The organism is Quadrisphaera sp. DSM 44207, assembly GCF_900101335.1.
Classification (GTDB): domain Bacteria; phylum Actinomycetota; class Actinomycetes; order Actinomycetales; family Quadrisphaeraceae; genus DSM-44207.
The window spans coordinates 899047-922520 of sequence record NZ_FNKA01000002.1; the positions used below are offsets into that span (position 1 = coordinate 899047).

18 protein-coding genes and 1 pseudogene are annotated in these 23474 nt (G+C 78.2%); 7 read left to right on the forward strand and 12 right to left on the reverse strand.

Features of this window, described 5'->3' with window-relative positions; genetic code table 11:
- Window positions 1-8: 8 nt before the first annotated feature.
- The 7 genes from mraY to mraZ form a co-directional block, all read right to left on the reverse strand.
- Window positions 9-1091: a phospho-N-acetylmuramoyl-pentapeptide-transferase gene (mraY, locus tag BLS82_RS10295; RefSeq protein WP_092864786.1), complete on the reverse strand. Its 1083-nt coding sequence runs from the start codon at window positions 1089-1091 to the stop codon at window positions 9-11.
- Window positions 1088-2512: a UDP-N-acetylmuramoyl-tripeptide--D-alanyl-D-alanine ligase gene (murF, locus tag BLS82_RS10300; protein ID WP_092864789.1), complete on the reverse strand. Its 1425-nt coding sequence runs from the start codon at window positions 2510-2512 to the stop codon at window positions 1088-1090. Before murF ends, mraY begins: the two co-directional genes overlap by 4 nt.
- Window positions 2509-4134 (reverse strand): UDP-N-acetylmuramoyl-L-alanyl-D-glutamate--2,6-diaminopimelate ligase, encoded by a 1626-nt coding sequence (locus BLS82_RS10305; protein ID WP_176819030.1) that lies wholly within the window; start codon window positions 4132-4134, stop codon window positions 2509-2511. The genes murF and BLS82_RS10305 overlap by 4 nt, the downstream gene beginning before the upstream one ends.
- A gap of 116 nt (window positions 4135-4250) precedes the next feature.
- Entirely contained in the window at window positions 4251-5960 is a 1710-nt protein-coding gene (locus tag BLS82_RS10310) for a peptidoglycan D,D-transpeptidase FtsI family protein (RefSeq protein ID WP_218123781.1), read from the reverse strand.
- A 239-nt stretch (window positions 5961-6199) separates the two neighbouring features.
- On the reverse strand, window positions 6200-6757 hold the full coding sequence (locus BLS82_RS10315; RefSeq protein WP_092864795.1) for a cell division protein FtsL: 558 nt from the start codon (window positions 6755-6757) through the stop codon (window positions 6200-6202).
- Window positions 6754-7722, reverse strand: a complete 969-nt coding sequence (rsmH, locus tag BLS82_RS10320; protein WP_092864798.1) for a 16S rRNA (cytosine(1402)-N(4))-methyltransferase RsmH — start codon at window positions 7720-7722, stop codon at window positions 6754-6756. The genes BLS82_RS10315 and rsmH overlap by 4 nt, the downstream gene beginning before the upstream one ends.
- 237 nt (window positions 7723-7959) lie before the next feature.
- Window positions 7960-8391, reverse strand: a complete 432-nt coding sequence (mraZ, locus tag BLS82_RS10325; RefSeq protein ID WP_092864801.1) for a division/cell wall cluster transcriptional repressor MraZ — start codon at window positions 8389-8391, stop codon at window positions 7960-7962.
- 407 nt (window positions 8392-8798) lie between these two features.
- Here mraZ and BLS82_RS10335 point away from each other — a divergent pair, with 407 nt between their 5' ends.
- From BLS82_RS10335 to BLS82_RS10345, 3 genes are read left to right on the forward strand one after another with little or no spacing between them, the layout of a single operon-like run.
- The gene (locus BLS82_RS10335) at window positions 8799-9767 is read left to right on the forward strand and encodes an AAA family ATPase (RefSeq protein WP_369811076.1); all 969 of its coding nucleotides are present in this window, start codon (window positions 8799-8801) and stop codon (window positions 9765-9767) included.
- Entirely contained in the window at window positions 9764-11053 is a 1290-nt protein-coding gene (locus tag BLS82_RS10340) for a DUF58 domain-containing protein (RefSeq protein ID WP_092864807.1), read from the forward strand. The genes BLS82_RS10335 and BLS82_RS10340 overlap by 4 nt, the downstream gene beginning before the upstream one ends.
- Window positions 11050-13323: a transglutaminase TgpA family protein gene (locus BLS82_RS10345; protein ID WP_092864810.1), complete on the forward strand. Its 2274-nt coding sequence runs from the start codon at window positions 11050-11052 to the stop codon at window positions 13321-13323. Before BLS82_RS10340 ends, BLS82_RS10345 begins: the two co-directional genes overlap by 4 nt.
- Before the next feature lie 103 nt (window positions 13324-13426).
- Here BLS82_RS10345 and BLS82_RS10350 read toward each other — a convergent pair whose 3' ends face one another.
- From BLS82_RS10350 to BLS82_RS10360, 3 genes are all read right to left on the reverse strand, one after another.
- A complete protein-coding gene (locus tag BLS82_RS10350) occupies window positions 13427-13855 on the reverse strand; it encodes a DUF3040 domain-containing protein (RefSeq protein WP_092864813.1) in 429 nt (142 codons plus the stop codon).
- Window positions 13856-13943: 88 nt separating this feature from the next.
- Window positions 13944-15197, reverse strand: coding sequence for a DNA polymerase IV (dinB, locus tag BLS82_RS10355; protein ID WP_092865346.1), 1254 nt, complete (start codon window positions 15195-15197; stop codon window positions 13944-13946).
- Window positions 15197-19489 carry a DNA polymerase III subunit alpha gene (locus BLS82_RS10360; RefSeq protein WP_143028803.1) on the reverse strand — a complete coding sequence of 1431 codons (4293 nt, stop codon included), beginning with the start codon at window positions 19487-19489 and terminating at the stop codon, window positions 15197-15199. Before BLS82_RS10360 ends, dinB begins: the two co-directional genes overlap by 1 nt.
- 410 nt (window positions 19490-19899) lie before the next feature.
- On the opposite strand from BLS82_RS10360, the gene BLS82_RS10370 reads away from it, so the two are divergent.
- Entirely contained in the window at window positions 19900-20286 is a 387-nt protein-coding gene (locus BLS82_RS10370) for a hypothetical protein (RefSeq protein WP_092864819.1), read from the forward strand.
- Between the two features lie 26 nt (window positions 20287-20312).
- Here the strand turns inward: BLS82_RS10370 and BLS82_RS10375 are convergent, their stop codons facing one another.
- Window positions 20313-20645, reverse strand: coding sequence for a RidA family protein (locus BLS82_RS10375; protein WP_092864822.1), 333 nt, complete (start codon window positions 20643-20645; stop codon window positions 20313-20315).
- A 33-nt stretch (window positions 20646-20678) separates the two neighbouring features.
- On the opposite strand from BLS82_RS10375, the pseudogene BLS82_RS10380 reads away from it, so the two are divergent.
- A pseudogene (locus tag BLS82_RS10380) lies at window positions 20679-21206 on the forward strand (TetR/AcrR family transcriptional regulator); the annotation flags it as partial.
- A gap of 187 nt (window positions 21207-21393) precedes the next feature.
- Window positions 21394-22107: a GAF and ANTAR domain-containing protein gene (locus tag BLS82_RS10385; protein ID WP_092864824.1), complete on the forward strand. Its 714-nt coding sequence runs from the start codon at window positions 21394-21396 to the stop codon at window positions 22105-22107.
- 26 nt (window positions 22108-22133) lie between these two features.
- Here BLS82_RS10385 and BLS82_RS10390 read toward each other — a convergent pair whose 3' ends face one another.
- On the reverse strand, window positions 22134-22562 hold the full coding sequence (locus tag BLS82_RS10390; protein WP_092864827.1) for a DUF2000 family protein: 429 nt from the start codon (window positions 22560-22562) through the stop codon (window positions 22134-22136).
- Between the two features lie 80 nt (window positions 22563-22642).
- Between BLS82_RS10390 and BLS82_RS10395 the strand changes: the two genes are divergently transcribed.
- On the forward strand, window positions 22643-23098 hold the full coding sequence (locus tag BLS82_RS10395; protein ID WP_092865352.1) for an Lrp/AsnC family transcriptional regulator: 456 nt from the start codon (window positions 22643-22645) through the stop codon (window positions 23096-23098).
- Window positions 23099-23474: the final 376 nt, after the last annotated feature.

Here is a 23474-nt window from a genome sequence, read left to right on the forward strand (position 1 = left end):
GTCGCCGCTCACTGCCCGACCACCCACTCCGCGTAGAACAGCCCGAGGCCGACGGCGACGAACAGGCTGGCGATGATCCAGAACCGGGTCACGATGGTCACCTCGGCCCACCCCAGCAGCTCGAAGTGGTGCTGCAGCGGCGCCATGCGGAAGACCCGCCTCCCCGTCAGCTTGAACGACCCCACCTGGATGACCACCGACAGGGTGATGAGGACGAACAGCCCGCCGAGGACGACGAGCAGCAGCTCGGTGCGGCTGGTGATCGCCAGGCCGGCCAGCGCGCCGCCGAGGGCGAGGGAGCCGGTGTCCCCCATGAAGATCTTGGCCGGGGAGGCGTTCCACCACAGGAAGCCCACGCAGGCGCCGAGCAGGGCGGCGGCCACGACGGCGAGGTCGCGCGGGTCGCGGGTCTGGTAGCACTGCGGTCCGATCGAGGTGATGCCGCAGCTCTGGTTGGACTGCCAGATGCCGATCAGCACGTACGCGCCGGCGACGAACGCGGTGGCGCCGCTGGCCAGCCCGTCGAGGCCGTCGGTGAGGTTCACCCCGTTGCTCGTGGCCGCGATCATCAGCAGCGCCCACAGCACGAACAGCACCACGCCGACCGTCGTGCCCGCCAGCGCGAAGTCCACGGCGGTGTCGCGCGTGAAGGACACGTGCGTGGACGCCGGGGTGCGGCTGCCGCCGTCGGGGAACTGCAGCGCCAGTCCCGCGAAGACGAGCGCGACGAGGGTCTGCCCGATCAGCTTCGGCAGCGAGCGCAGGCCCAGGCTGCGCTGCTTGGAGATCTTGATGAAGTCGTCGAGGAAGCCCACGAACCCCAGGCCGACCATGAGCCCGAGCACGAGCAGGCCCGAGACGGTCGGGCCGTTCCACGTCGTCAGGTGCGCGAGGGCGTACCCGAGCACGGTCGCCGCGATGATCACCGCGCCGCCCATGGTGGGGGTGCCGCGCTTGGTGTGGTGGGTGGTCGGGCCGTCGTCGCGCACGAACTGGCCGTAGCCGCGCCGGACGAGGAAGCGGATGTACAGCGGCGTCCCGAACAGCGAGATGACGAGCGCGACCCCTCCCGCGACGAGGATCGCCCTCATGCGCTCGCCCCCGCGGCGGCGAGCCGGTCGCCGAGGTGGCGCAGTCCGGCGCCGTGGGAGGACTTCACGAGCACGACGTCCCCGGGCCGCAGCTCCGCCGCGAGCAGCGCCTCCGCGGCGTCGGCGTCGGGCACCCACGCGGCCTCGTCCCCGAAGGAGCCCTCCAGCAGCGCGCCGGTGTAGACCGCGCGCGCGCCGGCGCCGACGGCGACCAGGCGCGAGACGTCGAGCCGGACGGCGAGGCGGCCGACCGCGTCGTGCTCGGCCGTGGCGGCGTCCCCCAGCTCCAGCATCTCCCCGAGCACCGCCCAGGTGCGCCCGCGCCCGCCCATGGCGACGAGCGCGCGCAGCGCGGCGCGCACCGACTCCGGGTTGGCGTTGTAGGCGTCGTTGACGACCGTGACGCCGTCCGGGCGCTCGGTGACCTCCATGCGGTGGCGGCTGGCGGCGCCCGCGGCGCCCAGCGCCTGCGCGACCTGCGCGACGGGCAGGCCGACCGCGTGCGCGACCGCCGCGGCGGCGAGGGCGTTGGCGACGTGGTGCTCCCCGTGCAGGCGCAGCGCGACCGGCGCGCTCCCGTCGGGGGCGAGCAGGGTGAAGGAGGCGCGCCCGAGGGCGTCCAGGCGCACGTCCTGCGCGCGCACGTCGCCCTGCCCGCCCGCGCCGAAGCGCAGCACCGCGGCGCGGGTGCGCTGCGCCATCGCCGCCACGCGCGCGTCGTCGGCGTTGAGGACGGCGACCCCGCCGTCGGCGGCCGCGGGCAGGGCCTCGACGAGCTCGCCCTTGGCGCGGGCGATCGCCTCCACGCCGCCGAACTCCCCGAGGTGGGCGCTGCCGACGTTGAGCACGGCGCCCACGCGCGGCGCCGTGGTCGCGCACAGCGCGGCGATGTGCCCGACGCCGCGCGCGCCCATCTCCACGACGAGGAAGCGGGTGTCCTCCGCGACGGTCAGCGCGGTCAGCGGCACCCCCAGCTCGTTGTTGAACGACCCCGGCGGCGCGACGGTGGGCCCGGCGGTGCCGAGGACGGCCGCCAGGAGGTCCTTGGTGCTCGTCTTGCCCGAGCTGCCGGTGACCGCGACGACGTCGAAGGGGCCGGCGGTGCTCGCGGCGAGGGCGCGGCGGCGCGCGAGCACCTCGCGCGCCAGCGCCGCGAGGGCGTCGCGGACGGCGCCGGGCACGACGACGGCGGGCACGCCGACCTCGCGCTCGGCGAGCACGGCGACCGCGCCGGCGCCGATCGCCGGCAGCGCGTAGTCGTGGCCGTCGACGTGCTCACCGGGCACGGCGACGAACAGGGCCTGCGGCGCCGCGGCCCGGGAGTCGGGAACGACGGAGGTCACGAGCGCCTCGGCGTCCGCGCCGCCGGCGAGCCGGCCGCCGGTGGCGGCGGCCACGTCGCCCAGGGCGATCGGGATCACGGGCGCGCCCCCCGCCCGGCCCGGGCGCCGGCGGGCGCGGCGCCCGCGGCGGCCAGGGCCGCGCGCAGCACCTCGCGGTCGTCGAAGGGCAGCACCCGCCCGGCGACCTCCTGGCCCTGCTCGTGGCCCTTGCCGGCGACGAGCACGGTCCCCGGCCCGCCCGGGCCGCGGCGCTCGACCGCGGCGCGCACGGCGGCCTCGACGGCTCGGGCGCGGTCGGGGACCTCCAGGACGGCCGTGCCGGGGCCGGCGTGCTCGCGGGCGCCGGCGAGGACGGCGGCGCGCACGAGCGCCGGGTCCTCGGAGCGGGGGTTGTCGTCGGTGACCACCACGACGTCGGCGCCGCGCGCGGCGGCCGCGCCCATGCCCGCCCGCTTGCCCCGGTCGCGGTCCCCGCCGGCGCCGAGCACCACCACAAGCGGGCCGGCGGTGCTCGGGCGCAGCGCCGCCAGGGCCGCGGCCACGGCGTCCGGGGTGTGCGCGTAGTCGACGACCCCGCGCGGGCCGCCGCCCGGGCCCGGCACGACCTCCATGCGCCCGGGCACCCCGCCGGCGGCGGCCAGGCCGGCGGCCGCTTCGCGCGCGCCCACGCCGGCGGCGCGCAGCACCGCGTGGGCGAGCGCCGTGTTCGCGACGTTGAAGGTGCCCGGCAGGGGGCTGGTCAGCCCGGCGACCTCGCCGTCCGGGCCGGTGAGCGCGAAGGCCGAGCCGGGCTGCGCGTCCGGGCGCGGGCGCACGGAGCCGGGCAGCACGCGCCAGTCGGCGCCCGCGGGGGCCGCGGCGGACGTGGCGACGGTCGTGACCGGCAGGCCGGTGGCGCGGGCCCGCTCGGCGAGGCGCGCGCCCCAGGCGTCGTCGACGACGACGACCCCCCGGCGGGCGCGGTCGGGGGTGAAGAGCTCGGCCTTGGCGGCGAAGTAGCGGTCCATGGTCCCGTGGAAGTCCAGGTGGTCCTGGGAGAGGTTGGTGAAGGCGGCGACGTCGAGCACGAGCCCGTCGACGCGGTGCTGGACGACGGCGTGGCTGGAGACCTCCATCGCGCACGCGCGCACGCCCCGCTCGCGCATGAGGGCCAGCAGGGCGTGCAGCTCCGGCGCCTCGGGGGTGGTGCGCGCGCTCGGCAGGGAGCGGCCGGCGACGCGGGTGCCGACGGTGCCGACCAGGCCCGTGCGCCACCCGGCGCCGGCCAGCGCCGCCTCGAGCAGGTGGGCGGTGGTGGTCTTGCCGTTCGTGCCCGTCACGCCGAGCAGGAGCAGGTGCGCGGCCGGGTCGCCGTACACGCGGGCGCTCAGGCGCCCGAGCACCGCGCGCGGGTCGGGGACGACGAGCGCCGGCAGCCCCGCCGCGCCCGCCCGGGCGGCGCCCGCGGGGTCGGTCAGCGCGGCGACGGCGCCCCCGGCGGCGGCCTGCGCCGCGAAGTCGGCGCCGTGGGCGTGCGCGCCGGGCAGGGCGGCGTACAGGTCGCCCGGGCGCACGGCGCGCGAGTCCAGGGTGGCGCCGGTGACGACGACGCCGGGCGCGACCGGCTCGACGCCCAACAGCGCCGCGAGGTCGGCCAGCGTGCGGCCGGGGACGCCCTGCGGCCTCGGCGCGCCCTCGGCGAGGTCCCCTGGGCTCGGCACGTGCCGGAGGCTACCTGGGCGCACGGGGCTCGCGTGCCGTCATGGGCGGGTCGCGCTCCCGGTCACCGTCCCGGTCACCGTCCCGGTCACCGGTGCCGTCACCGTCGCCGTCACCGTCACGGGTACGTCAGGGGCACCAGGTCGGGCTCGGTGCTGCTGGGCTCCACGCCGCGCTGGGCCAGCGCGTACGCCATCACGTCGGAGAACACGGGCGCCGCCACGGTGCCGCCGTAGTAGTCGGTCTGCGGGCGCTGCAGCGTGACGGCCACGACGACCTGCGGGTCCTCGGCCGGGGCCACGCCGATGAAGGAGGAGGTGTAGCCGTTGCCGGCGTACCCGCCCTCGCCCGCCGCCTGGGCGGTGCCCGTCTTGCCGGCGACGCGGAAGCCGGGCACCGCGGCGCTCGCCCCCGTGCCCTCGGCGCTGACGACGCCCTCGAGCATGCTCACGACCGAGCGCGCGGTCTCCTCGCTGACCACGCGCGTGCCCTCGCCCGGGTCGGCGGGCGCGTAGGTGCCGTCCGGTGCGGTGGTGCCGGCGACCACGCGGGTCGGCATCCGCACGCCGCCGTTGGCGAGCGTGGCGTACACCTGCGCGGCCTGCAGCACGTTCACGCCGTACCCCTGCCCGAAGAGGACCGTGTACTGCTGGCGGCCGTCCCACTCGCTCGGCGGGGTGAGGATGCCCGCGGTCTCCCCCGGCATCCCCAGGTGGCGCTCGCCCATGCCGAAGCGGCGCAGGTAGTCGTAGCGCTGCTGCGGGGTCAGCCGCTCCCCGACCATCACCGTGCCGGTGTTGGACGACGACGCGAGCACGCCCGCGAACGTGCGCTCCTCGTCCTCGTGCGGGTGGGAGTCGCGGAAGGTCTGCCCGTTGGGGGTGGTGTAGCGGTATGGGACCACCATGCGCGTGTCCGGCGCGACGAGGCCCTCCTCGATCGCCGCCGCCGCGGTGATCACCTTGGCGGTCGACCCGGGCTCGACGACGTCCTGCAGCGCGCGGTTGCCGCGGTCCTCCGGGTCGGAGGCGCCGGGGTCGTTGGGGTCGAGGCTGGGCGCCTCCGCCAGCGCGAGGACCTCCCCCTGCGGGCTCATCGCGACGACCGTGCCCCACTGCGCGCCCGTCTCCGCGACCTTCGCCGCGATCGCCTGCTGGGCGTACCACTGCAGGTCGCGGTCGACGGTGAGGCGGACGTCGGTGCCGTCCACCGGCGCGGTGCCGGTCTCCTCGCCCATGGGGATGCGCTGGCCGTCGTGGCCGCGCTCGTAGGTCTCGACCCCGTCGGTCCCGGTGAGCAGGTCGTCCTGGGCCATCTCCAGGCCGGCGAGCGCGCGGCCGTCGCCGCTGACGAAGCCGACGAGGTTGCCGGCGACGTCCCCGGCCGGGTAGGTGCGCAGCCCCGTCCTCTCGCTGTAGAGGCCGGGGATGTCCAGGGCCTGCACCGAGCGCCACACCTGCGGCGTCACGCCCTGGGCGACGTAGGCGAAGCGGCTCCGGCCGTCGTAGGTGAGGGTCGCCGCCACCTCCTCGACCGGCAGCCCGACCAGCGGCGCGACCTGCTCGGCGGCCTGCTGCGGGGTCAGGGGCGTGCGGGTGCCGTCGGGCACGAACAGCTTGGGGTCGGCGGTGATGTCGCGGCGCTCGACGGTCTCGGCGAGGACGGCGCCCTCGGCGTCGGTGATCGTGCCGCGCACGGCGGGGGTGGTGACCTCCACGAGCCGGTTGCCCAGCGCGGCGCTGGCCAGCGAGTGGGCGTCGACGGCCTGCAGCTGCAGCAGGCGGGTGGTGAAGACGAGCGTGACGGCGAGCACCACCGCCAGCAGCACGGCGGTGCGGCCCTCGATCCGCCCGGCGCGCGGTCCCGCGGGGCGCGGCGTCCGCGGTGCCGTGCGTGGTGTCGGGCCCGGTGTGGTGCCGGGTGCGGCGGGGCGCTGGCGCGACGCGCCGGCCGGGCGCGCGGGGGTGCGGACCTGCCGGGGCGGTGCGGACGGTGCCTGCGGCACGGGGCCTCCACCTGGTGCGTCGGGTCGGGCGGGGGGGTCTGGTGGGGTCGGGCGGGGGGCGCTCAGCGGGCCGCGGCGTCCTCCGCGGACCCGTCGGCGGGCGCGTCGGCGGGCCCGTCGGCGGGCGCGTCGACGTCCGCCGGCGCGTCGACGTCCGCCGGTGCGCCGTCCTGGGCGGGTGCGCCCGCGCCGTCGGCGGGAGGCGCCGGAGACGGGCCCGCGGGCGCGGGGGCGGGGCTGGGGTCGCCGGAGGCGGTGCCGTCGGCCAGGCGCACGAAGCCGGGCTCGGACGACGGCACCATGCCGAGGTCCCCGGCGCGCTCGGCGAGGGCGCCGGGCGCGGAGACGGCGTCCAGCTCCTCGCGCAGCGCCTGCTCCTGCTCGGCGAGCGCGGTGTGCTGGGCGACGAGGTCGTGGGCGGCGTAGCTGCCGTGCGAGAGCTGGATGTGCAGCAGCAGCACCGTCAGCAGCGTCGTGAGCATCACCGCGGCGCAGGCCAGCACGACGGGCAGGCGGGAGGGCGCCGACGGCGGCGGCGCCAGCAGCCGCAGCCGCGGGCGGACCCGGGTGCGCGCCGTCGTCCCGCGCCGGGCCGGGGCGCGGACGGCGGAGGTGCTCACGCCGCCGCCCTCGCCGGCGGGCGCACCCGCTCCGCGGCGCGCAGGCGCACGGAGGCGGCGCGGGGGTTGGCGGCCACCTCCTCGGCCGGCGCCTGCTCCGCGCCGCGCGTGAGCAGCCGCAGCTGCGGCGCGTGCTCGGGCAGCTCCACCGGCAGCCCGGGAGGCGCGGTGCTCGCGGCTCCCGCGGCCAGCACCTGCTTGACCATGCGGTCCTCCAGGGAGTGGTAGGCGAGGACGACGATGCGGCCGCCGACGGCCAGGGCCCCCACGGCGGCCGGCAGCGCGGCGCGCAGCGCGTCCAGCTCGCGGTTGACCTCGATGCGCAGCGCCTGGAAGGTGCGCTTGGCGGGGTTGCCCCCGGTGCGCCGGGTCGCGGCCGGCACGGCGGCGCGCACGAGCTCGACCAGCCGGGCGCTGCGCTCGAAGGGCTGCCGCTCCCGCTCGCGCACGACGGCGTCGGCGATGCGGCGCGCGAACCGCTCCTCCCCGTAGGCGCGCAGCACGCGCGCCAGCTCGGGGGCCGGGTAGGTGTTGAGGACGTCGGCGGCGGTGCTCCCGCCGGTGGGGTCCATCCGCATGTCCAGGCGCGCGTCGTGCGCGTAGGCGAAGCCGCGCTCGACCTCGTCGAGCTGCAGGGAGGAGACCCCGAGGTCCATGAGCACGCCCTGCACGGCGTCCAAGCCGAGGTCGGCGAGGACGTCGGGCAGCTGGTCGTAGACGGCGCGCACGAGGGTCGTGCGGTCGGCGTGCTCGGCGAGGCGCTCGGAGGCGCTGGCCAGGGCCTGCGGGTCGCGGTCGACGCCGACCAGGCGCGCGGCGGGGCAGCGGCGCAGCAGCGCCTCGCTGTGGCCCCCGAGGCCGAGGGTGGCGTCGACGACGACGGAGCCGGGGCGCTGCAGGGCGGGGGCGAGCAGCTCCACGCACCGGTCGAGCAGGACGGGCACGTGGCGGACGGGACCCGTCACGTCGGTCTCCCTCCTGCTCCGGCGCCGGGAGGACGGCGGCGCGTGGTCCTGCGGTGCTGGTGCTGCTGCCGCTGGGGCTGCGCCGCCGGACGCCCGTCCGGCCAGGTCCCCATCCGCTCCACCGGCCCGGGCGGGCTGCGGCCTGACACCGGGGAAGGTGCGTCAGGACGCGGGAGCGGCTGGAGGCCTGGCCGGACGTGCTGGCCGGGCGCTGCTGAGGCGGCCGTGGTCAGGGGGTCAGAACAGGCCGGGCACGACCTCCTCCGCTGTGCTGGCGAACGCGCCCTCCTGCTCGGCCAGGTACGCGTTCCACGCCCGCTCGTCCCAGATCTCGACGCGCGGCCCGGCCCCGATGACGGCGCAGTCGCGCGTCAGCCCGGCGTAGGAGCGCAGCGCCGGGGGCACCGTGATGCGCCCCTGCCGGTCCGGCACCTCGTCGGAGGCCCCGGACAGCAGCACCCGCAGGTAGTCCCGCGCCTGCTTGCTCGTCACCGGGGCCTGCCTCAGCTGCTCGTGCATCCGTTCGAACTCCGCCACCGGGAACACGTACAGGCACCTGTCCTGCCCCCGGGTGAGCACCAGGCCGTCGGCCAGCTGCTCGCGGAAGCGCGCCGGGAGGATGAGGCGCCCCTTGTCGTCGAGGCGCGGGGTGTGGGTGCCGAGGAACACCGGCCGCCACCTCCTGCGCCGCGACGGAAGCACCTCCCGCGCTCCGCATGTCTCCACATTACTCCACAACCCCCCACCGTCAATGATCGTCGGCGCTCGGCGCGCCGCGGCGCACGCGTCGCCGCAGGTCAGCGGGGTGGGGGTGGAGGGAGGGCCCCGCGCGGCGCCGCGCGGCGTCGTCACGCTGCGTGGCCGCACGCGCTGCCGCGGGCGCCGCCGGGGGCGGCCCGCGGGCGCGCTGCGGCTCGCGGGCGGCGTGCCCCGGCACCGCGTGACGTAGCGTCCTCGCTGTGTCGGTCGCGCAGCCGCGGTACTCGGACGGGCTCGGGGACGGTCTCGAGGGCCGGCTGGGGGGCGGGCTCTCGAGCGGGCTGCAGAGCGGGCTCCCCGGCGGGTCCGCCGGCGCGCTGGGCGACCCCGGCGGCGGGCTCGCCGAGCTGCTCGACGTCCTCGGACGCGTGCGCGCGGCCGTGGAGTCGGTGGTGGAGGGCAAGAGCGAGGCCGTGCGCACCGCGCTGACGGTGCTGCTGGCCGAGGGCCACCTGCTGGTCGAGGACGTGCCCGGCGTCGGCAAGACGCTGCTGGCCAAGGCGCTCGCCCGCGCCAGCGGCTGCTCGGTGCGGCGGGTGCAGTTCACCCCCGACCTGCTGCCGAGCGACCTGACCGGCGTCAGCGTCTACGACGCCCGGGTGCAGTCCTTCCGGTTCGAGCCCGGGCCGGTGTTCGCCAACGTCGTCGTCGGCGACGAGATCAACCGGGCCTCGCCCAAGACGCAGTCGGCGCTGCTCGAGTGCATGGCCGAGCGGCAGGTCACCGTCGACGGCACCACGCACCTGCTGGCGCCGCCGTTCATGGTCGTCGCCACGCAGAACCCCAGCGAGATGGAGGGCACCTACGCCCTGCCCGAGGCGCAGCGCGACCGCTTCATGGCCCGGATCTCGATGGGCTACCCCGCCGCCGCCGCGGAGATGGCGATGCTCGACACCCACGGCGAGAGCGACCCGCTGGGCCACCTGGAGGCCGTCACGGACGCCGAGGGGATCCGGCGCGCGGTCGCCACGGCGGCCGCCGTGCACGCCTCCTCGGCGGTCAAGCAGTACCTGCTCGACCTCGTGGGCGCCACGCGCGAGCACCCCGACGTCGCCCTCGGCGCCTCCCCGCGGGCGAGCCTGCACCTGCTGCGGGCCGCCCGGGCCTCGGCGGCGCTGGCCGGGCGCGACCACGTGCTGCCCGACGACGTCCAGGACCTGCTGGTGCGCGTGCTGGCGCACCGGCTGGTGCTGACGGCCGACGCCCAGCTGGCGCGCCGCACGCCCGCGGGCGTGCTGGAGGAGCTGCTGGGGCGGGTGCCCGTCCCGGCGCCGCCGGGCCGGTGAGCCGGCGCGGCGCCGTGCGGGGGCTCACCCTGCGCGGGCACAGCCTCCTCGCCGCGGGGGCCAGCGCCGCCGCGTGCGGCCTGGCCCTGGGCCAGCGCGACCTGCTGCGCGTCGGGGTGCTGCTCGTCGTCCTGCCGCTGGCCGCGCTGCTCGTCGCCGCCCGCAGCCGCTCGCGCCTGCGGGTCGCGCGCACCGCGACGCCCGAGCGGGTGCACGCGGGCGGCTCCACCCGCGTGCGCCTGGAGCTGGTGAACACCGCCTCGGTCACCACCGGCGCGGTGCTCGCCCAGGACCGCTGCCCCGCGGCGCTCGGCACCGCGCCCCGCTTCGCGCTCGAGCGGCTGCCCGCGGGCGCCCGCTCCGCCGTCGCCTACACGCTGCGGCCCGGCGTGCGCGGGCGGCACCGCCTCGGGCCGCTGCAGGTGCGCGTCGGGGACCCCTTCGGCCTGTGCGAGGTGCCCGGGGACGTCGGCGCCGAGCAGCCGCTCCTGGTGCTCCCGCACGTGGAGGCCCTGGCCCCGCTGGCGGGAGACCCCGGCTGGGCGGGGGCCGGGGAGGCCGCGCGGCGGGCGCTGGTCAGCGCCGGGGACCGCGACGTCACCACGCGCGAGTACCGCTCCGGGGACGACCTGCGGCGCGTGCACTGGCGCTCGAGCGCCCGGCGCGGGGAGCTGATGGTGCGCCAGGACGAGCAGCCCCGCTCGCGCCGCGCGACCGTGCTGCTCGACCGGCGCGAGCAGGCGCACTGCGGGCACGGCCCGGACTCCTCCTTCGAGTGGGCGGTCAGCGCCGCCGCGTCGGTGGCGGTGCTGCTCTCCTCCGCCGGGTACGGGGTGCGGGTCGTCAGCGGGACGGCGGCCGAGGGCGCGGCGGGCGGCGGCGCGGGCTCCGGTGCCGGGTGGCAGGTGCACCGGGCCGCCAGCGCGGCGGACCTGCTCGACGCCCTCGCGGTGGTGGGCACCGGCCCTGCGGAGGTGCTGGCCGCGGCCGCGGGAGCGGTGGGCCCCACGACCGGCGAGAGCCTCGTCGTGGCCGTCCTGGGCCAGGTCGACGGCGCGGACGTCGCGCCGCTGGCGCCGCTGCCGGGACGCGGCGTGCGGGGCCTGGCGGTGCTGGCGGACACGGGCACCTGGCCCGGGCGGCCCGCCGCGCGGCACCGGGACCCGCGCGCGGAGGCCTCCCGCGCCCGCTCGGCGCTGGCCGCGGGGGGCTGGTCCGTCGTACCCGCGACGTACGGTGAGCCGGTGGCGCGGGTGTGGCGCTCCCTGCTGGAAGGACGGGCATGAGCTCCTGGTGGTGGCCGCGCGCGTGCGGCGCCCTGGCGGTGGCGGCCGTGGCCGTGGGCCTGCGCCCGGTGATCTCGGGCACCGCGTGGCTGCTCGAGGCCCTCGCGGCCGTCGTGGTGGTCGCCGCGGTCGGCGCGGGCGCGCAGGCCCTCCCCCGCCCGCCCACCCACCCCGGCCTCGTCGTCCTCGCGCAGCTGGCCGCCCTGGCGGTGGTGCTCTCGCTGCTGTTCGCGCCCGCGCAGGCGGTGCTGGGCCTGCTGCCCGGGCCGTCGGCCTGGGCCGAGCTGGCCCGCGTGGCCGGCGAGGGGGCCGAGGCGGTGTGGGCGCAGGGCGCGCCCGTGGCGCCCGGGCCCGGCATCCGCCTGTTCGCGACCGCGGGCGCGGGCCTGGTGGCCGTGCTGGTGGACCTGCTCGCCGCGGGCCTGCGGCGCCCCGCCCTCGCCGGCCTGCCGCTGCTGGCCGTGCACTCCACGGCCGCGGTGTTCGCGCCCGGGGGCCTCGGCGCGGGCTGGTTCGTCCTCGCCGCGGTCGGGTACCTGCTGCTGCTCGCCTCCGACGAGCCGGGGCGCACCGGGCGGTGGGGCCGCCGGGTGCCGGTGCGCGCGGGCGCGGGCGCCGACAGCGCGCCGTCCTGGCCGAGCGCCGCCCGGGCGGCGGCCGCGGTGGCCGTGGCAGCGGCCGTGGTCGTGCCCGCGCTCGTCCCCACCGTCAGCGGCGGCGCCGTCCTGGCCGGTGCGGGCGGGGGCGGCCGGGGCGGGTCGCTGGACTCCGTCGACCCGCTGCTGGACCTGCGCGCCGACCTGGAGGCCGACCGGGACGCGCGGGTGCTGCGCTACCGCACGGACGTGCCCACCCCCCAGCCGCTGCGGATCGTCACGGTCGACACCTTCGACGGCGACACCTGGGAGCCGACGGCGCCGGAGCCCGCGGCGCAGCAGGACCTGCGGAGCCCGCTGACGCCCCCGCCGGGCCTGGACCCGGCCACGCCCACCCGGCCCAGCCGCTACGAGGTGGACGTCGAGGCCCTGCGCCAGCAGTGGCTGCCGGTGCCGTACCCGCCCACCCGGGTCGACGTGGACGGCGACTGGCGCTTCGACCCCGCCACCCTGAACGTCCTCGGTGCCAGCGGCACGCGCACCCGGGCCGGCCAGGAGTACGTGGTCGACTACCTGGAGGTGACCCCCAGCGCCGAGCAGCTGGCCACCGCCCCGCCCGCGCCCGAGGACGTCGTGGCCGCCTACGGCGCCGCGCCCGCGGACCTGCCGCCGCTGATCGCGCAGACCGCGCAGGAGGTCGCCGGCGACGAGCAGGACCCGTACGCGCGCGCCGTGGCCCTGCAGACCTACTTCCGCTCCGGCGGCGGCTTCACCTACACCCACGACGCCCCCGAGCCGGACACCTCCAGCGCGCTGGCCGACTTCCTCGCCGACAAGGAGGGGTACTGCACGCACTACGCCTCCGCGATGGCGGTGATGGCGCGCACCCTGGGCATCCCCGCGCGCGTGGCGGTGGGCTTCCTGCCCGGCCAGGAGGTCGACGACGGCGAGTGGGAGATCACCCTGCGCGACGCCCACGCCTGGCCGGAGCTGTACTTCGCCGGGGCCGGGTGGGTGCGCTTCGAGCCGACGCCCGGCACCCGCAGCGGAGCGGTGCCGGGGTGGACCGTGCCGCCCGTGGCGGCGCCCGTGCCCAGCGCGGCGGCCGCGCCCAGCGCCGCGGCGCCCGCTCCCGCACCCCAGCGGGCCGACGAGGGCGGCGGCGCGGCCGACGTCCCGGACGCCTCGGCGGCGCCCGCGGCGTCCGGGCTGCCGTGGCAGGTGCCGGTGGTCGCCGCGCTCGTCGCCGGCGTCCTGGCCGCGCCCCTGGTCAGCCGCTCGGTGGTGCGCCGGCACCGCTGGCAGCGGGCGGCCACGCCCGCGCAGCGCGCGGAGGCCGCCTGGGCGGACCTCGTCGAGCAGGTCGGCGACCTCGGCGTGCCGCTGGCGGCCTCGGCGACGCCCCGCCAGGTGGGCCGGCAGCTGTCCGGCCACGGCCGCGAGGAGGCGCTGGGCCGGCTGGTGACCGCGGTGGAGGCCTCGCGCTACGCGCCGGCGCGCGGCGCCGGGCGCGCCGAGGACGCGCTGGCGCAGGACGTGCGCGCGGTGGTCGGGGCGATCGTCGCCGACCGACCCCGCGCGGCGACCTGGCGGTGGCGGGTGCTGCCCGCCTCGGGCGTGGCGCACCTGCGCCGCGCCGCTCGCGCGGTCAGGACGCGGCTGCTGCGCCGCTGAGGCGCAGACGACGGAGGCGCAGACGACGCCGCTGAGCGCAGACGGCGGAGCGGCCCGGAGGTGCTCCGGGCCGCTCCGTCGGTCGGGTTCGGTCGGGGGCTGATCAGCCCCAGCGGTCGTCGCGGCGGCGCTCCCAGCGCTGCTCGAGGCGCTGCATGAAGGTGCCGCTGCGGGGAGAGCGGGGGCTCGGGCGCTTGCCGCGGCCGCCGCGGGAGGGGTGCGCCGCCGGGCGGGCACCGCCGCGAACCACGCCGAGCGGGCGGGAGCGCGCGGTGGGAGCGGACAGCGCGTACACGAGCCCGCCGAGCATGAGGACGAACGCCCCGGCGCCGATCCACGGGCTCCTCTGGACGACGGCCAGGACCAGGACGCCCAGGCCGACGAGCACCGCGACCACGCCGATGACGATGCGCCGCCGAGCGGCGGGGACGGAGCGCGGCCCCCGCATCGTGGAGGCGAAGCGGGGGTCGTCGGAGAGCAGCTGCTGCTCCATCTGCTCGAGCAAGCGCTGCTCGTGGTCGGACAGCGGCACCGCGACCTCCTGCGGTCGTGCCTACGAAGTGCCCCCAGGATAGGTCGCCCGCAGGTGTGGGGAAAGCCGGGTGGCAGGGTGGCGGTCGTCACACCCTGTGATTGCTTCGTGACGCCAGGAGGACCGCCGGTCGGACCGCCCCGGCGCCGAAGCGGGCGCTGGCCCGGTCCACCGCCCGCTCCGCCTCCCGCCACCCCTCGGGGCGCTCGCCGAGCACCAGCTGGCGCGGGGTGCTGACGGCGTCCGCGAGGCCCTCCACGCGCACGCCGACCAGGCGGATCCGGGCCCGCTGCAGGCCCAGGGAGCGCCAGAGCGCGGCGGCGGTGCCGTACACCTCCCGGCCGACGTCCGTGGGCTCGCGCAGCGTGCGCGAGCGGGTGATCGTGGTGAAGTCGGAGAAGCGGACCTTGAGCACCACGGTGCGGCCGACGTGGCCCCCGGAGCGCAGCCGGGCGGCCGTGCGCTCGGACAGGCGCAGCAGCTCCCGCAGCACCACGTCCGGGTCGCTGACGTCGCGGGCGAAGGTCTCCTCGGCGCCGGTGCTGCGCTCGGGCGCGGCCGGGACCACGGGCCGCGGGTCGCGCCCCCACGCGAGGGCGTGCAGCGACGTCCCGGTGGCGTCGCCGAGGGCGCGGCGCAGCGTCGGCACCGGGGTGTGGGCCACGTCGCCCACGGTGCGCAGGCCCAGGCGCAGCAGCTGCTCCTCGGTGTGCTCCCCCACGCCCCACAGCGCGCCGACGGGCAGGGGGTGCAGGAAGGCCGTCGCCCGGGCGGCGGGCACGACGAGCATCCCGTCGGGCTTGCACCGGCCCGAGGCCAGCTTGGCGACGGACTTGGTGGCGGCCACCCCGACCGAGCAGGTGACGCCCTGCTCGTCGGCGACGCGGTCGCGCACCAGCTCGGCGATGCGCGCGGGTCGCCCGAGGCGGCGCACGGCGCCGGAGACGTCGAGGAAGGCCTCGTCGAGGCTCAGCGGCTCCACGACGGGCGTGACCGAGGCGAAGATCGCCATCACGCCGCGGGAGACCTCGGCGTAGCGGGCGTGGTCGGGCTCCAGGACCACCGCCTCGGGGCACAGCCGCCGCGCCCGGCCCACCGGCATCGCCGAGTGCACCCCCACCCGGCGCGCCTCGTAGGTCGCGGACAGGACCACCCCGCGGGTGCCGCCTCCGCCCACCACGACCGGGCGGCCCACCAGCTCGGGTCGGTCGAGCAGCGAGACGGAGGCGTAGAAGGCGTCCATGTCCACGTGCAGGACGGTGCAGCCCGCGTCGTCGCGGTCCGCCTCGCCGGCCGCGCCAGCGCGGCCCGCCCCGGAGCGCTCCAGCTGGCGCCGCCCCATCAGCGACCAGAGCTCCCCGAGCTGGAGTGCCACACCTTGCGGGGGGCCTCGCGGCGGGCCCGGCGCTCGGCGTCCTCGTCCGGCTCCGGGCGCGGCTCCGGGCGGGGCTCCTGGCCCGCTCCGGCGGCCCCGGCCATCGAGCGGGTGTCGCGCACGTCCCCCCCGACGGGCATGACGTCGGCGTACGGCGACTGGCGGAAGCCGCTGGCGTGCACCAGCACCCGGCGCGAGCGGGAGCCGCCCATGCCGCCGGCGCGCGACTCCTCGACCTCCTCCGGCTGCGGACGGCGCGCCCGAGCGGCCGCCTGCTCGGCCGCCTGCTCGGCGGCGCGTCCGGCCGCCGCGGTGCGCTGGGCCGCCGCGGCGCCCCGGTGCTGCTGGGGGCCGCTGCGGCCTCCGTCCGCGCCCGGCAGGACGCCGTCATCGCGGTCCTGGCCGAGCACCCGCGGCGCACCCAGGGGCGGGAGGGCGACCACCGGGCGGGTCGCGCGGCTGGCCGCGGCCCCGGCGACGGAGCGCTCGTCGTGACCCGCGGCGGTGGCGAGCAGCTGCTGGACGGCGTCCAGGCCGCCCTCGCGCCAGACGTCCCAGACCACGGGCAGCTCCCAGGCGCCGGTGGCGCGCAGGGAGACCCCGCGCGGGCCGGTGCGGCGCAGCTCCCCGCGCACGAGCAGCAGCCACGAGCCGAACACCGTCGCCGCGAAGGGGCCCTGGACGTCCTCGAAGAACGTGGCGTCGACCGGGCCGGTGGCGTCGTCGAGGGTGAGGAAGACGATCCGGCGCCCGGAGCGGATCGGCGGGGTCTGGGTGGCGACCTTGACGCCGGCCACGAGCAGGTCGCTGCGGCTGCGGCGGCGCAGCAGGTCGCGCCCGCGGGTGACGCCGAGCGCGGCGAGCAGCGGCTCGTAGGCCTCGACGACGTGCTGGCTGGCGTCGAGGCCCAGCACCTCCAGCTCCGCGCGCACGCGCTCCGCGCCGGTCATCTCCGGCAGCCCGCTGGAGGTCGTCTCGGAGGGGGCGTCGCCGAGGTCGAGCGCCAGCTGCACCGGCTGCTCGCTCGCAGCGGGTGCGGGGGCCTGCGACTGCCGCGCGGCCGCCTCGCGCACGCCGAGCCACGACCGCCCGTCCCGGCCCACCTCCTCGTGATCTTGCACGTCCGGGCCGGCGGAGTCCGGACGTGCAAGATCACGGCGGGAGGGGGAGGGCCAGGCGCGGGGGGCGGCGGAGCGGGCAGCAGCTCCGGCGGGGCGGGAGCCGGACGCGGTGGCCCGGGCGTGGCGGTCGAGGTCGGCGACCTGCAGCAGCAGGTCGCGCCGGGTGAGCGCACCGCGGCGGCGCACGGGCGCCCGGGCGCCGATCCCGTACAGGGCGTCGAAGGCACCGGCGACGACGAGCCGCTCGACGACCGGGCGGGAGGCCCGCGCGCGGTTCCAGAAGTCGGCGAGGGAGTGGTACGGCTGGCCGGCGACGACGCGGGCCACCTCCGCGGCCGAGATGCCCTTGACGTCGGCCAGGGACAGCCGGATGCCGTACCCGCGCCCGTCCGGCACCGCGGCGTCCAGCCGGTACCCGGCGGCCAGCGGCCCCCACCGGGCCAGCAGCTCCGCCGGCTCGGCCGCGGAGGCTCCCGGGGGCGGGGCGTGCGCGGCGTCCACCCGCTCGACCCGGTAGGCGCCGGTCGAGGCGTTGACGTCGAGGGGCAGCACGGCGATGCCGAGGGTGCGCGCGTCGTCGAGGACCAGGCGCTTGGGGTACATGCCGGGGTCGTGGGTGAGCACCCCGGCGAGGAACGCCGCCGGGTGGTGGGCCTTCAGCCACGCCGACTGGTAGGTCGGCAGCGCGAACGCCGCCGCGTGCGCCTTGCAGAAGCCGAAGGAGGCGAAGGCGCGCAGCACCTCCCAGATGCGGTCGACGTCGGCGGGCGCGAACCCGCGCGCGAGCGCGAGGGGGCGCCACCACGCCTCGACCTCCGCCTGCCCGTCGCGGCTGCCCATGGCGCGGCGCACCTCGTCAGCCTGGGTCAGGCTCACCCCGGCGGTCTCGGCGACGATGCGCAGCACCTGCTCGTGGAAGACGACCACGCCGCCGGTCTCCTCCAGCGCCGGGCGCAGCCGGGGGTGGAGGAAGTCCGGCGCCGCCCACCCCTGCCGGGCGGCGAGGAACGGGGTGACCATGTCGGACTTCACGGGCCCGGGCCGGAACAGGGAGATGTCGACCACGAGGTCGGCGAAGTCCTGGGGGGCGAACCGGCCGATGAGCTCGCGCTGGCCCGGGGACTCGATCTGGAAGCAGCCGAGGGTGCGGGTGGAGCGGACCAGCCGGAAGGCGGCCTCGTCGTCCAGCGGCACGCGGCTGCGGTCGTCGAGGTCGACGCGCACCCCGTCGACCCGCTCGACCTCCGCGACCGCGTGCGCCATGGCCGACTGCATCCGGATGCCGAGCACGTCGAGCTTGAGCAGCCCCAGCACCTCGACGTCGTCCTTGTCGTACTGGCTCATCGGGAAGCCGAGCCAGCTGGCCTCCACGGGGGTGCGCGAGAGCAGCGTGGCGTCGGAGAGCAGCACCCCGCACGGGTGCAGGGCGGTGTGGCGCGGCAGGCCGTCGAGGCGCTCGACGAGGTCGTAGAGCAGGTCCAGCCGCTCGGCGTCCAGGCCGGAGGCGCGCAGCTCGGGCAGGTCGGCGAGCGCGGCGCGGGCGTCGCGGGCGCGCACGTGCGGGAAGGACTTGGCGATCGCGTCGACCTCGGAGGGCAGCATCCCCAGCGCGGCGCCGGCGTCGCGCACGGCGTGGCGCACGCGGTAGGTGTCCGTCACCGACACCGCGGCCACCCGCTCGGCGCCGAAGCGGTCGATGACCCGCTCGTAGACCTCGGTGCGCCGGGCGGACTCGACGTCGAGGTCGATGTCGGGCAGCTGCGCCCGCGCGGTGGTCAGGAAGCGCTCCATGAGCAGCCCGTGGGCGAGGGGGTCGACGCCGGAGACGCCGAGCAGGTGGTTGACGAGGCTGCCGGCGCCCGAGCCGCGGGCCGCGACGCGCACGCCCATGCCGCGCACGAGGTCGCAGACCTGGGCGACGGTGAGGAAGTACGTCGGGTAGCGCAGCGCGGCGATCGTGGCCAGCTCCTCCTCCAGGCGGCGGCGGACGTCGCGCAGCAGCCGCTCGCCCGCGCCGGGGTAGCGGGTGGCGACGGCGGCCTCGCAGCGCTGACGCAGCACGGCGTCGGCGTCGGTGCCCGGGGCCAGGCCGAGCACCTCCGGCTCGGGCAGGTGCACCGAGCCGAGGCCCAGGTCGCGGGCGGGGTCGAGGCGGCAGCGGGCGGCGAGGGCGTGCGTGGCGGCCAGCAGGTCCCCCGCCCCGCCGCGCTCCCCCGGGCGCGGCGCGCCGGCGGCGGCGGCCACCCGCTCGGCCACGGCGCTCATCTGCGCGGTGCCCTTGAGGAAGCCCTGCCCGGTGGTGCGGTCGAGCTCGCGGGAGGACAGCGGCACGAGGCGGCGCGCGGCGTCCAGGACGTCGGCGGTGACGGCGCCGTCGGGGTCGGCGTGCCGGACGGCGTTCGTCAGCACCGCGGGCAGGCCCGCCTCGCGGGCCAGGGCCAGGGTGCGGACGGCGTGGTCGACGCTGCCGGGGCTCCCGGGCGGGCCGCCGTGGCAGACGACCTCGACGGCGAGGCAGCCGAGCGGCAGCGCGTCGTACCAGCGGGCCAGCACCGCGCGGGCGAGGTCGGTGCGCCGGGCGAGGACGGCGCACCCGAGCTCCGAGGCCGGACCCAGCAGCACCGTGAGGGCGGGCGCGCCGGAGGCGGGGTCGACCGCGTGCTCGCCGACCAGCCCGAGGGTGGTCACCGGCCGTCCGCGCCGCCCGCGCAGGTGGGTGGCGGAGACCAGGCGGCACAGCGCCCCGTACCCGGCCCCGGAGGGCAGGAGGGCGCCGTCCGGGCCGAGCCCGCCCGCGTGGGCCAGCACCGTCACGCGCGGCAGCCGGGGGTCGACCACGGCGCCGCCGCGCGCGGGCGCGGCGCGCGGCGGCCGCTGCCCGCTCCCCCGCCCCCCGGACGCGGCCCCCAGCAGGCCCGAGGGCTCGACGGCGAGGTCCGCGCCCAGCACGGGCGCGATGCCGGCGTCGGCGCAGGCCGCCACGTGCTTGACGGCGCCGTACAGGCCGTCCCGGTCGGTCAGGGCCAGGACGTCGAGGCCGAGGTCGGCGGCGCGGGCCACCAGCGCGCGCGGCGAGCTGGTGCCGTGGCGCAGGGAGGCGCCGGAGGCCACGTGCAGGTGCGGGAACGGCTGGACCACCGCGGGACCCCCTGGGCCGGCCGGGGTCCGCGCGCTGGGCGCCGCCCCCGGGCTGCGACGGGCCAGGGGGAAGGGCAGCCCGCGTCGAACGGGTGTTCGACGCGGGTGACGCTACACCCCGGCCCCGTCCGCCCGCGCACCCGGCGACGCGCCGGGGTCCCTCGTCCGGCCGATCCCCGTCCTCGGGCGCGAGGCGCGCCGAGTCGGACGAACGGGCCCTTCCGCGCCGTCCACGGGGCCCCGTTCGTCCGACTCGGCGAGGACGACGCCCAGCGCGGTGACCTCCACCACGGTGACCTCCACCACGGTGATCTCCACCACGGCCCGACCTGGGGGACGGGCGCCGCGGCGCGCGGCGCAGCAGACTGGACGGCGACCGAGCCGACGCCCGCAGCACCCCGGAGGAGACCGTGCCGAAGACAGCCGCGCTCATCGGAGCGGCCCTCGTGGCCGTGGGGCTGTGGGCCTACCTGAGCTCGATGCCGGGCGCGAGCCCGACCGCGCTCATCCCGGCCGTGATCGGCGCGGTCCTCGTGGTGTGCGGGGTCGTCGGGCGCCGCGAGGGGACGGCGGCGCACCGGCACGCGATGCACGCCGCCGCGGGCGTGGCCCTGCTGGGGTTCCTGGGCTCCGTCGGCCAGCTCGCCGCGAGCCCGGCGGCCGGCTCGGAGAACGCCGGGACGGCGCGCGTGGCAGGCCTGCTCAACCTCCTGCTGTGCGCGGCCTTCGTCGCGCTCGCGGTGCGCGCCTTCACCTCGGTGCGCCGCGAGCGGCGGCGCACCGGCGCCGTCCGCTAGGCGCGGCGCGCCGCGAGGCGCCCGGTTCAGTCGAGGACCGCGGTGGCCTCGACCTCCACCAGGAGGCCGGGCTCCTCCTCGACGAACAGGGGCATCTTCTCGGGGGCCCAGTCGACGAGGTAGACGGTCAGCTTCACCACGTCGTCGAAGGAGGCGCCGACCTCGGCCAGGGCGGTGCCGACGTCGAGGTAGCACTGCTCGACCTGAGCGGCGAGGTCGCCCTCGCCGACCCTGCTCCCGTCGGCGTCGACGGCGACCTGGCCGGCGAGGAACACCAGCCTCGACCCGGTGGCGACCGACACCTGCCGGTAGAGGTCGACCGTGGGCAGTCCTGCGGGGTCGACCAGGGTGACGGCCATGGTGGTTCCTCCTCGTGAGGGCCTGGAGGTCCGGGGACCGGCGTGTCGACCATGGCCGTCTACACCCACTTCGGCGGCATGGACGGCGTGTGGAGGGCCCTGCGGCAGGAGGGCTTCACCCGCCTGGCGGCCCGGTTCACGACCGTGCCGACGTCCGAGGACCCGGTGCGGGACCTGACCGCCCTGGTCGCCGCCTACCTCGGCAACGCCCTGGACCACCCCGACCTGTACCGAGTCATGTTCGACGCCACCTTCGGCCTCGAGGACCTCGAGGCCGCCGACGCGACCCTGGGGCACCTGGTCCGAGCCGCGCGACGGGCCCAGGACGCCGGCCGCTTCCGCGCCGGCACCGACCCGCTGGAGCTGGCGATCCAGAGCTGGGCCCTCGGCCACGGAGTGGTCTCCCTGGTCGCCAACGGCCCGCTGCCGCGCCGGACGCTCGACCACGGCGCCGCTCTGCTGACCGCGCTGTTCACCAGCGCGGGGGACCAGCCCGACCGGTGCCGCGCCTCGGTCGAGCAGGGCTGGGGAGGACCGGTCCGGTCCGGCGAGGACGGCTGAGCGGGTTCGGCGAGCGGGCCGGCCGTCGGGGTGGTGCCCTTGGGGGAGCCTGCCAGCAGCGCCCGGGCACCGCGGTGGGTCAGGTCCGGCATGTCGAAGACCCTGCATGCCGGACCGCCCTCGACCTCCTGCCGCCGGCGCGGCCGCTCGAGGCGACGACGCCCCCGCGAGCAGGGACGATGCGCCCATGAGCGACGACCAGGGCCCGCCCGCCGACCAGGACGACCTCGCCACCCAGCTCGCGGACCTGGCCCGGACCCTGGAGCAGGAGGACGACGTCCAGGCCACCCTGGACGCGATCGTGCAGGCGGTGGTGGCCACCGTGCCCGGCGCCCAGCACGCGAGCCTGTCCTCCATCGAGCGCCGCCGGGAGGTGATCACCCGCGCCTCCACCAGCGACCTGCCCCGCGCCGTCGACCACGCCCAGTACGAGACCGAGCAGGGCCCGTGCCTGGACACCCTGTTCGAGCGGCAGACCGCGCGGATCCCCGACGTGGACGCCGAGGAGCGCTGGCCGGACTTCGCCGCGCGGGCCCGCCAGCTGGGAGCGGGCAGCATGCTGGCCGTCCAGCTGTACGTCCACGGCGAGGGCGGGGACCTGGGTTCGCTGAACCTGCTCAGCGAGGAGGCGAACGCCTTCGACGAGGAGTCCGAGCACGTCGCGCTGCTCTTCGCCGCCCACGCGGCGGTGGCGATGGTCGGGGCCCAGGAGCAGGACCAGCTGCGCACGGCGCTGGGCAGCCGGGACGTGATCGGGCAGGCCAAGGGCATCCTGATGGAGCGCTTCACGATCACCGCCGACCAGGCGTTCGCCCTGCTGGTGCGGGCGAGCCAGCACGGCAACCGCAAGCTGGTCGACGTCGCCGCGGCCCTGACCCGCACCGGACAGCTGAGCTCCTGACGCGGTCGGCGCAGCTCCTGACGCGGTCAGCGGAGCAGGGGCAGCCCGCCGGTCAGGGACCGCACGGCCCTGGCCGGACCGTGCAGCAGCACGCCGGCGTAGGCCAGGTCCGCCGCGGCGGTGGCGGCCACGGCGGCGCAGAAGGCCTCGTAGTCGGTGGTCTGCTGGCCGACGGCCGGCAGGTCCACCACCCGCACCCCGGCCCGCAGCGCCCGGGCCCGCAGCGGCGCCAGGTCGCCGGCCGCCGCGGCCAGCACGGGCAGCCCGGTCGGGAACAGGCCGGGGTGCACCTCGCCGGCGGCGTCGGGGACGTCCGGTCCGGGCAGGTCCGGCTCCAGGGCCCCGAGGGTCAGGGCGAGGACGGCGGCGGCGTTGGCGGCCAGCCCGGCGGGCAGCTGGCGGTCCAGGACGATGGCGCTGCGCACGCCCACCGGCCCCGGGATCTGTACGGTCATGGGCCTGGACGCTAGGAGGTCCGGTGGGTCCGCGGCGTCCGTCTCGAACATCCTTCGGCAGGAGGGCTCGTGCCGTGGCGCTGGACGAACTGGACCGGGCGCTGCTGCGCCACCTGCAGAACGATGCGCGGCGCACCAACCGCGACCTCGCCGAGGCGGTGGGCGTGGCGCCGTCCACCGCCCTGGAGCGCGTGCGGGCGCTGCGCCGGCGCGGGGTGGTGCGCGGCTACCACGCCGAGGTGGACCTGGCCGCCGTCGGCCGCCCGGTCCAGGCGCTGATCGCCGTGCGCATCCGCCCGCCCAAGCGGGAGGTGATCGAGGCCTTCCGCGACTGGGTGCGCCAGCTGCCCGAGACCGTCGGGGTCTTCGTCGTCTCCGGCACCGAGGACTTCCTCCTGCACGTCGCCGTGCCCGACACCGACGCCCTGTACGCCTTCGTCATCGACCGGCTCACCCAGCGTCGCGAGGTGGCCGACGTGCGCACCAGCGTCGTCTACGAGCACCTGCGCACCCCGGTCGTCGATCCCCTGACCTGACCTCTGGCCCCCTGCGGGACGCCGGGGCTCAGCCGCGGGCGGTGCGGGCGCGGTCGGTGCCGGTCAAGTCGATCCGGCCGTCCCCGTCGGGAGCGGCGCCTCCTGCGGCTGGGTCTCCGGCGCCCGCTCCCCCGGCGCCCGCGCCGGCCCCGCCGTCCTGGAGCCGGGATCGGAGCGGGATCGGAGCGGGATCGGAGCGGGTCGAGGTGCCGCTCCCGGCGGGCGCCGTGCCGCACGCGGTGCGCGGCGCCCGCCGGAGGCGGTGTGAGGGGTGCCGGTCAGCTGCCCTGCTGCTGGCTGCCCTGCTGCTCGCCGCCCGCGCTGGAGCCCACCGCCGCCTGCTGCTGGGAGGAGGTCAGGTCGATGCTCTCCCCAC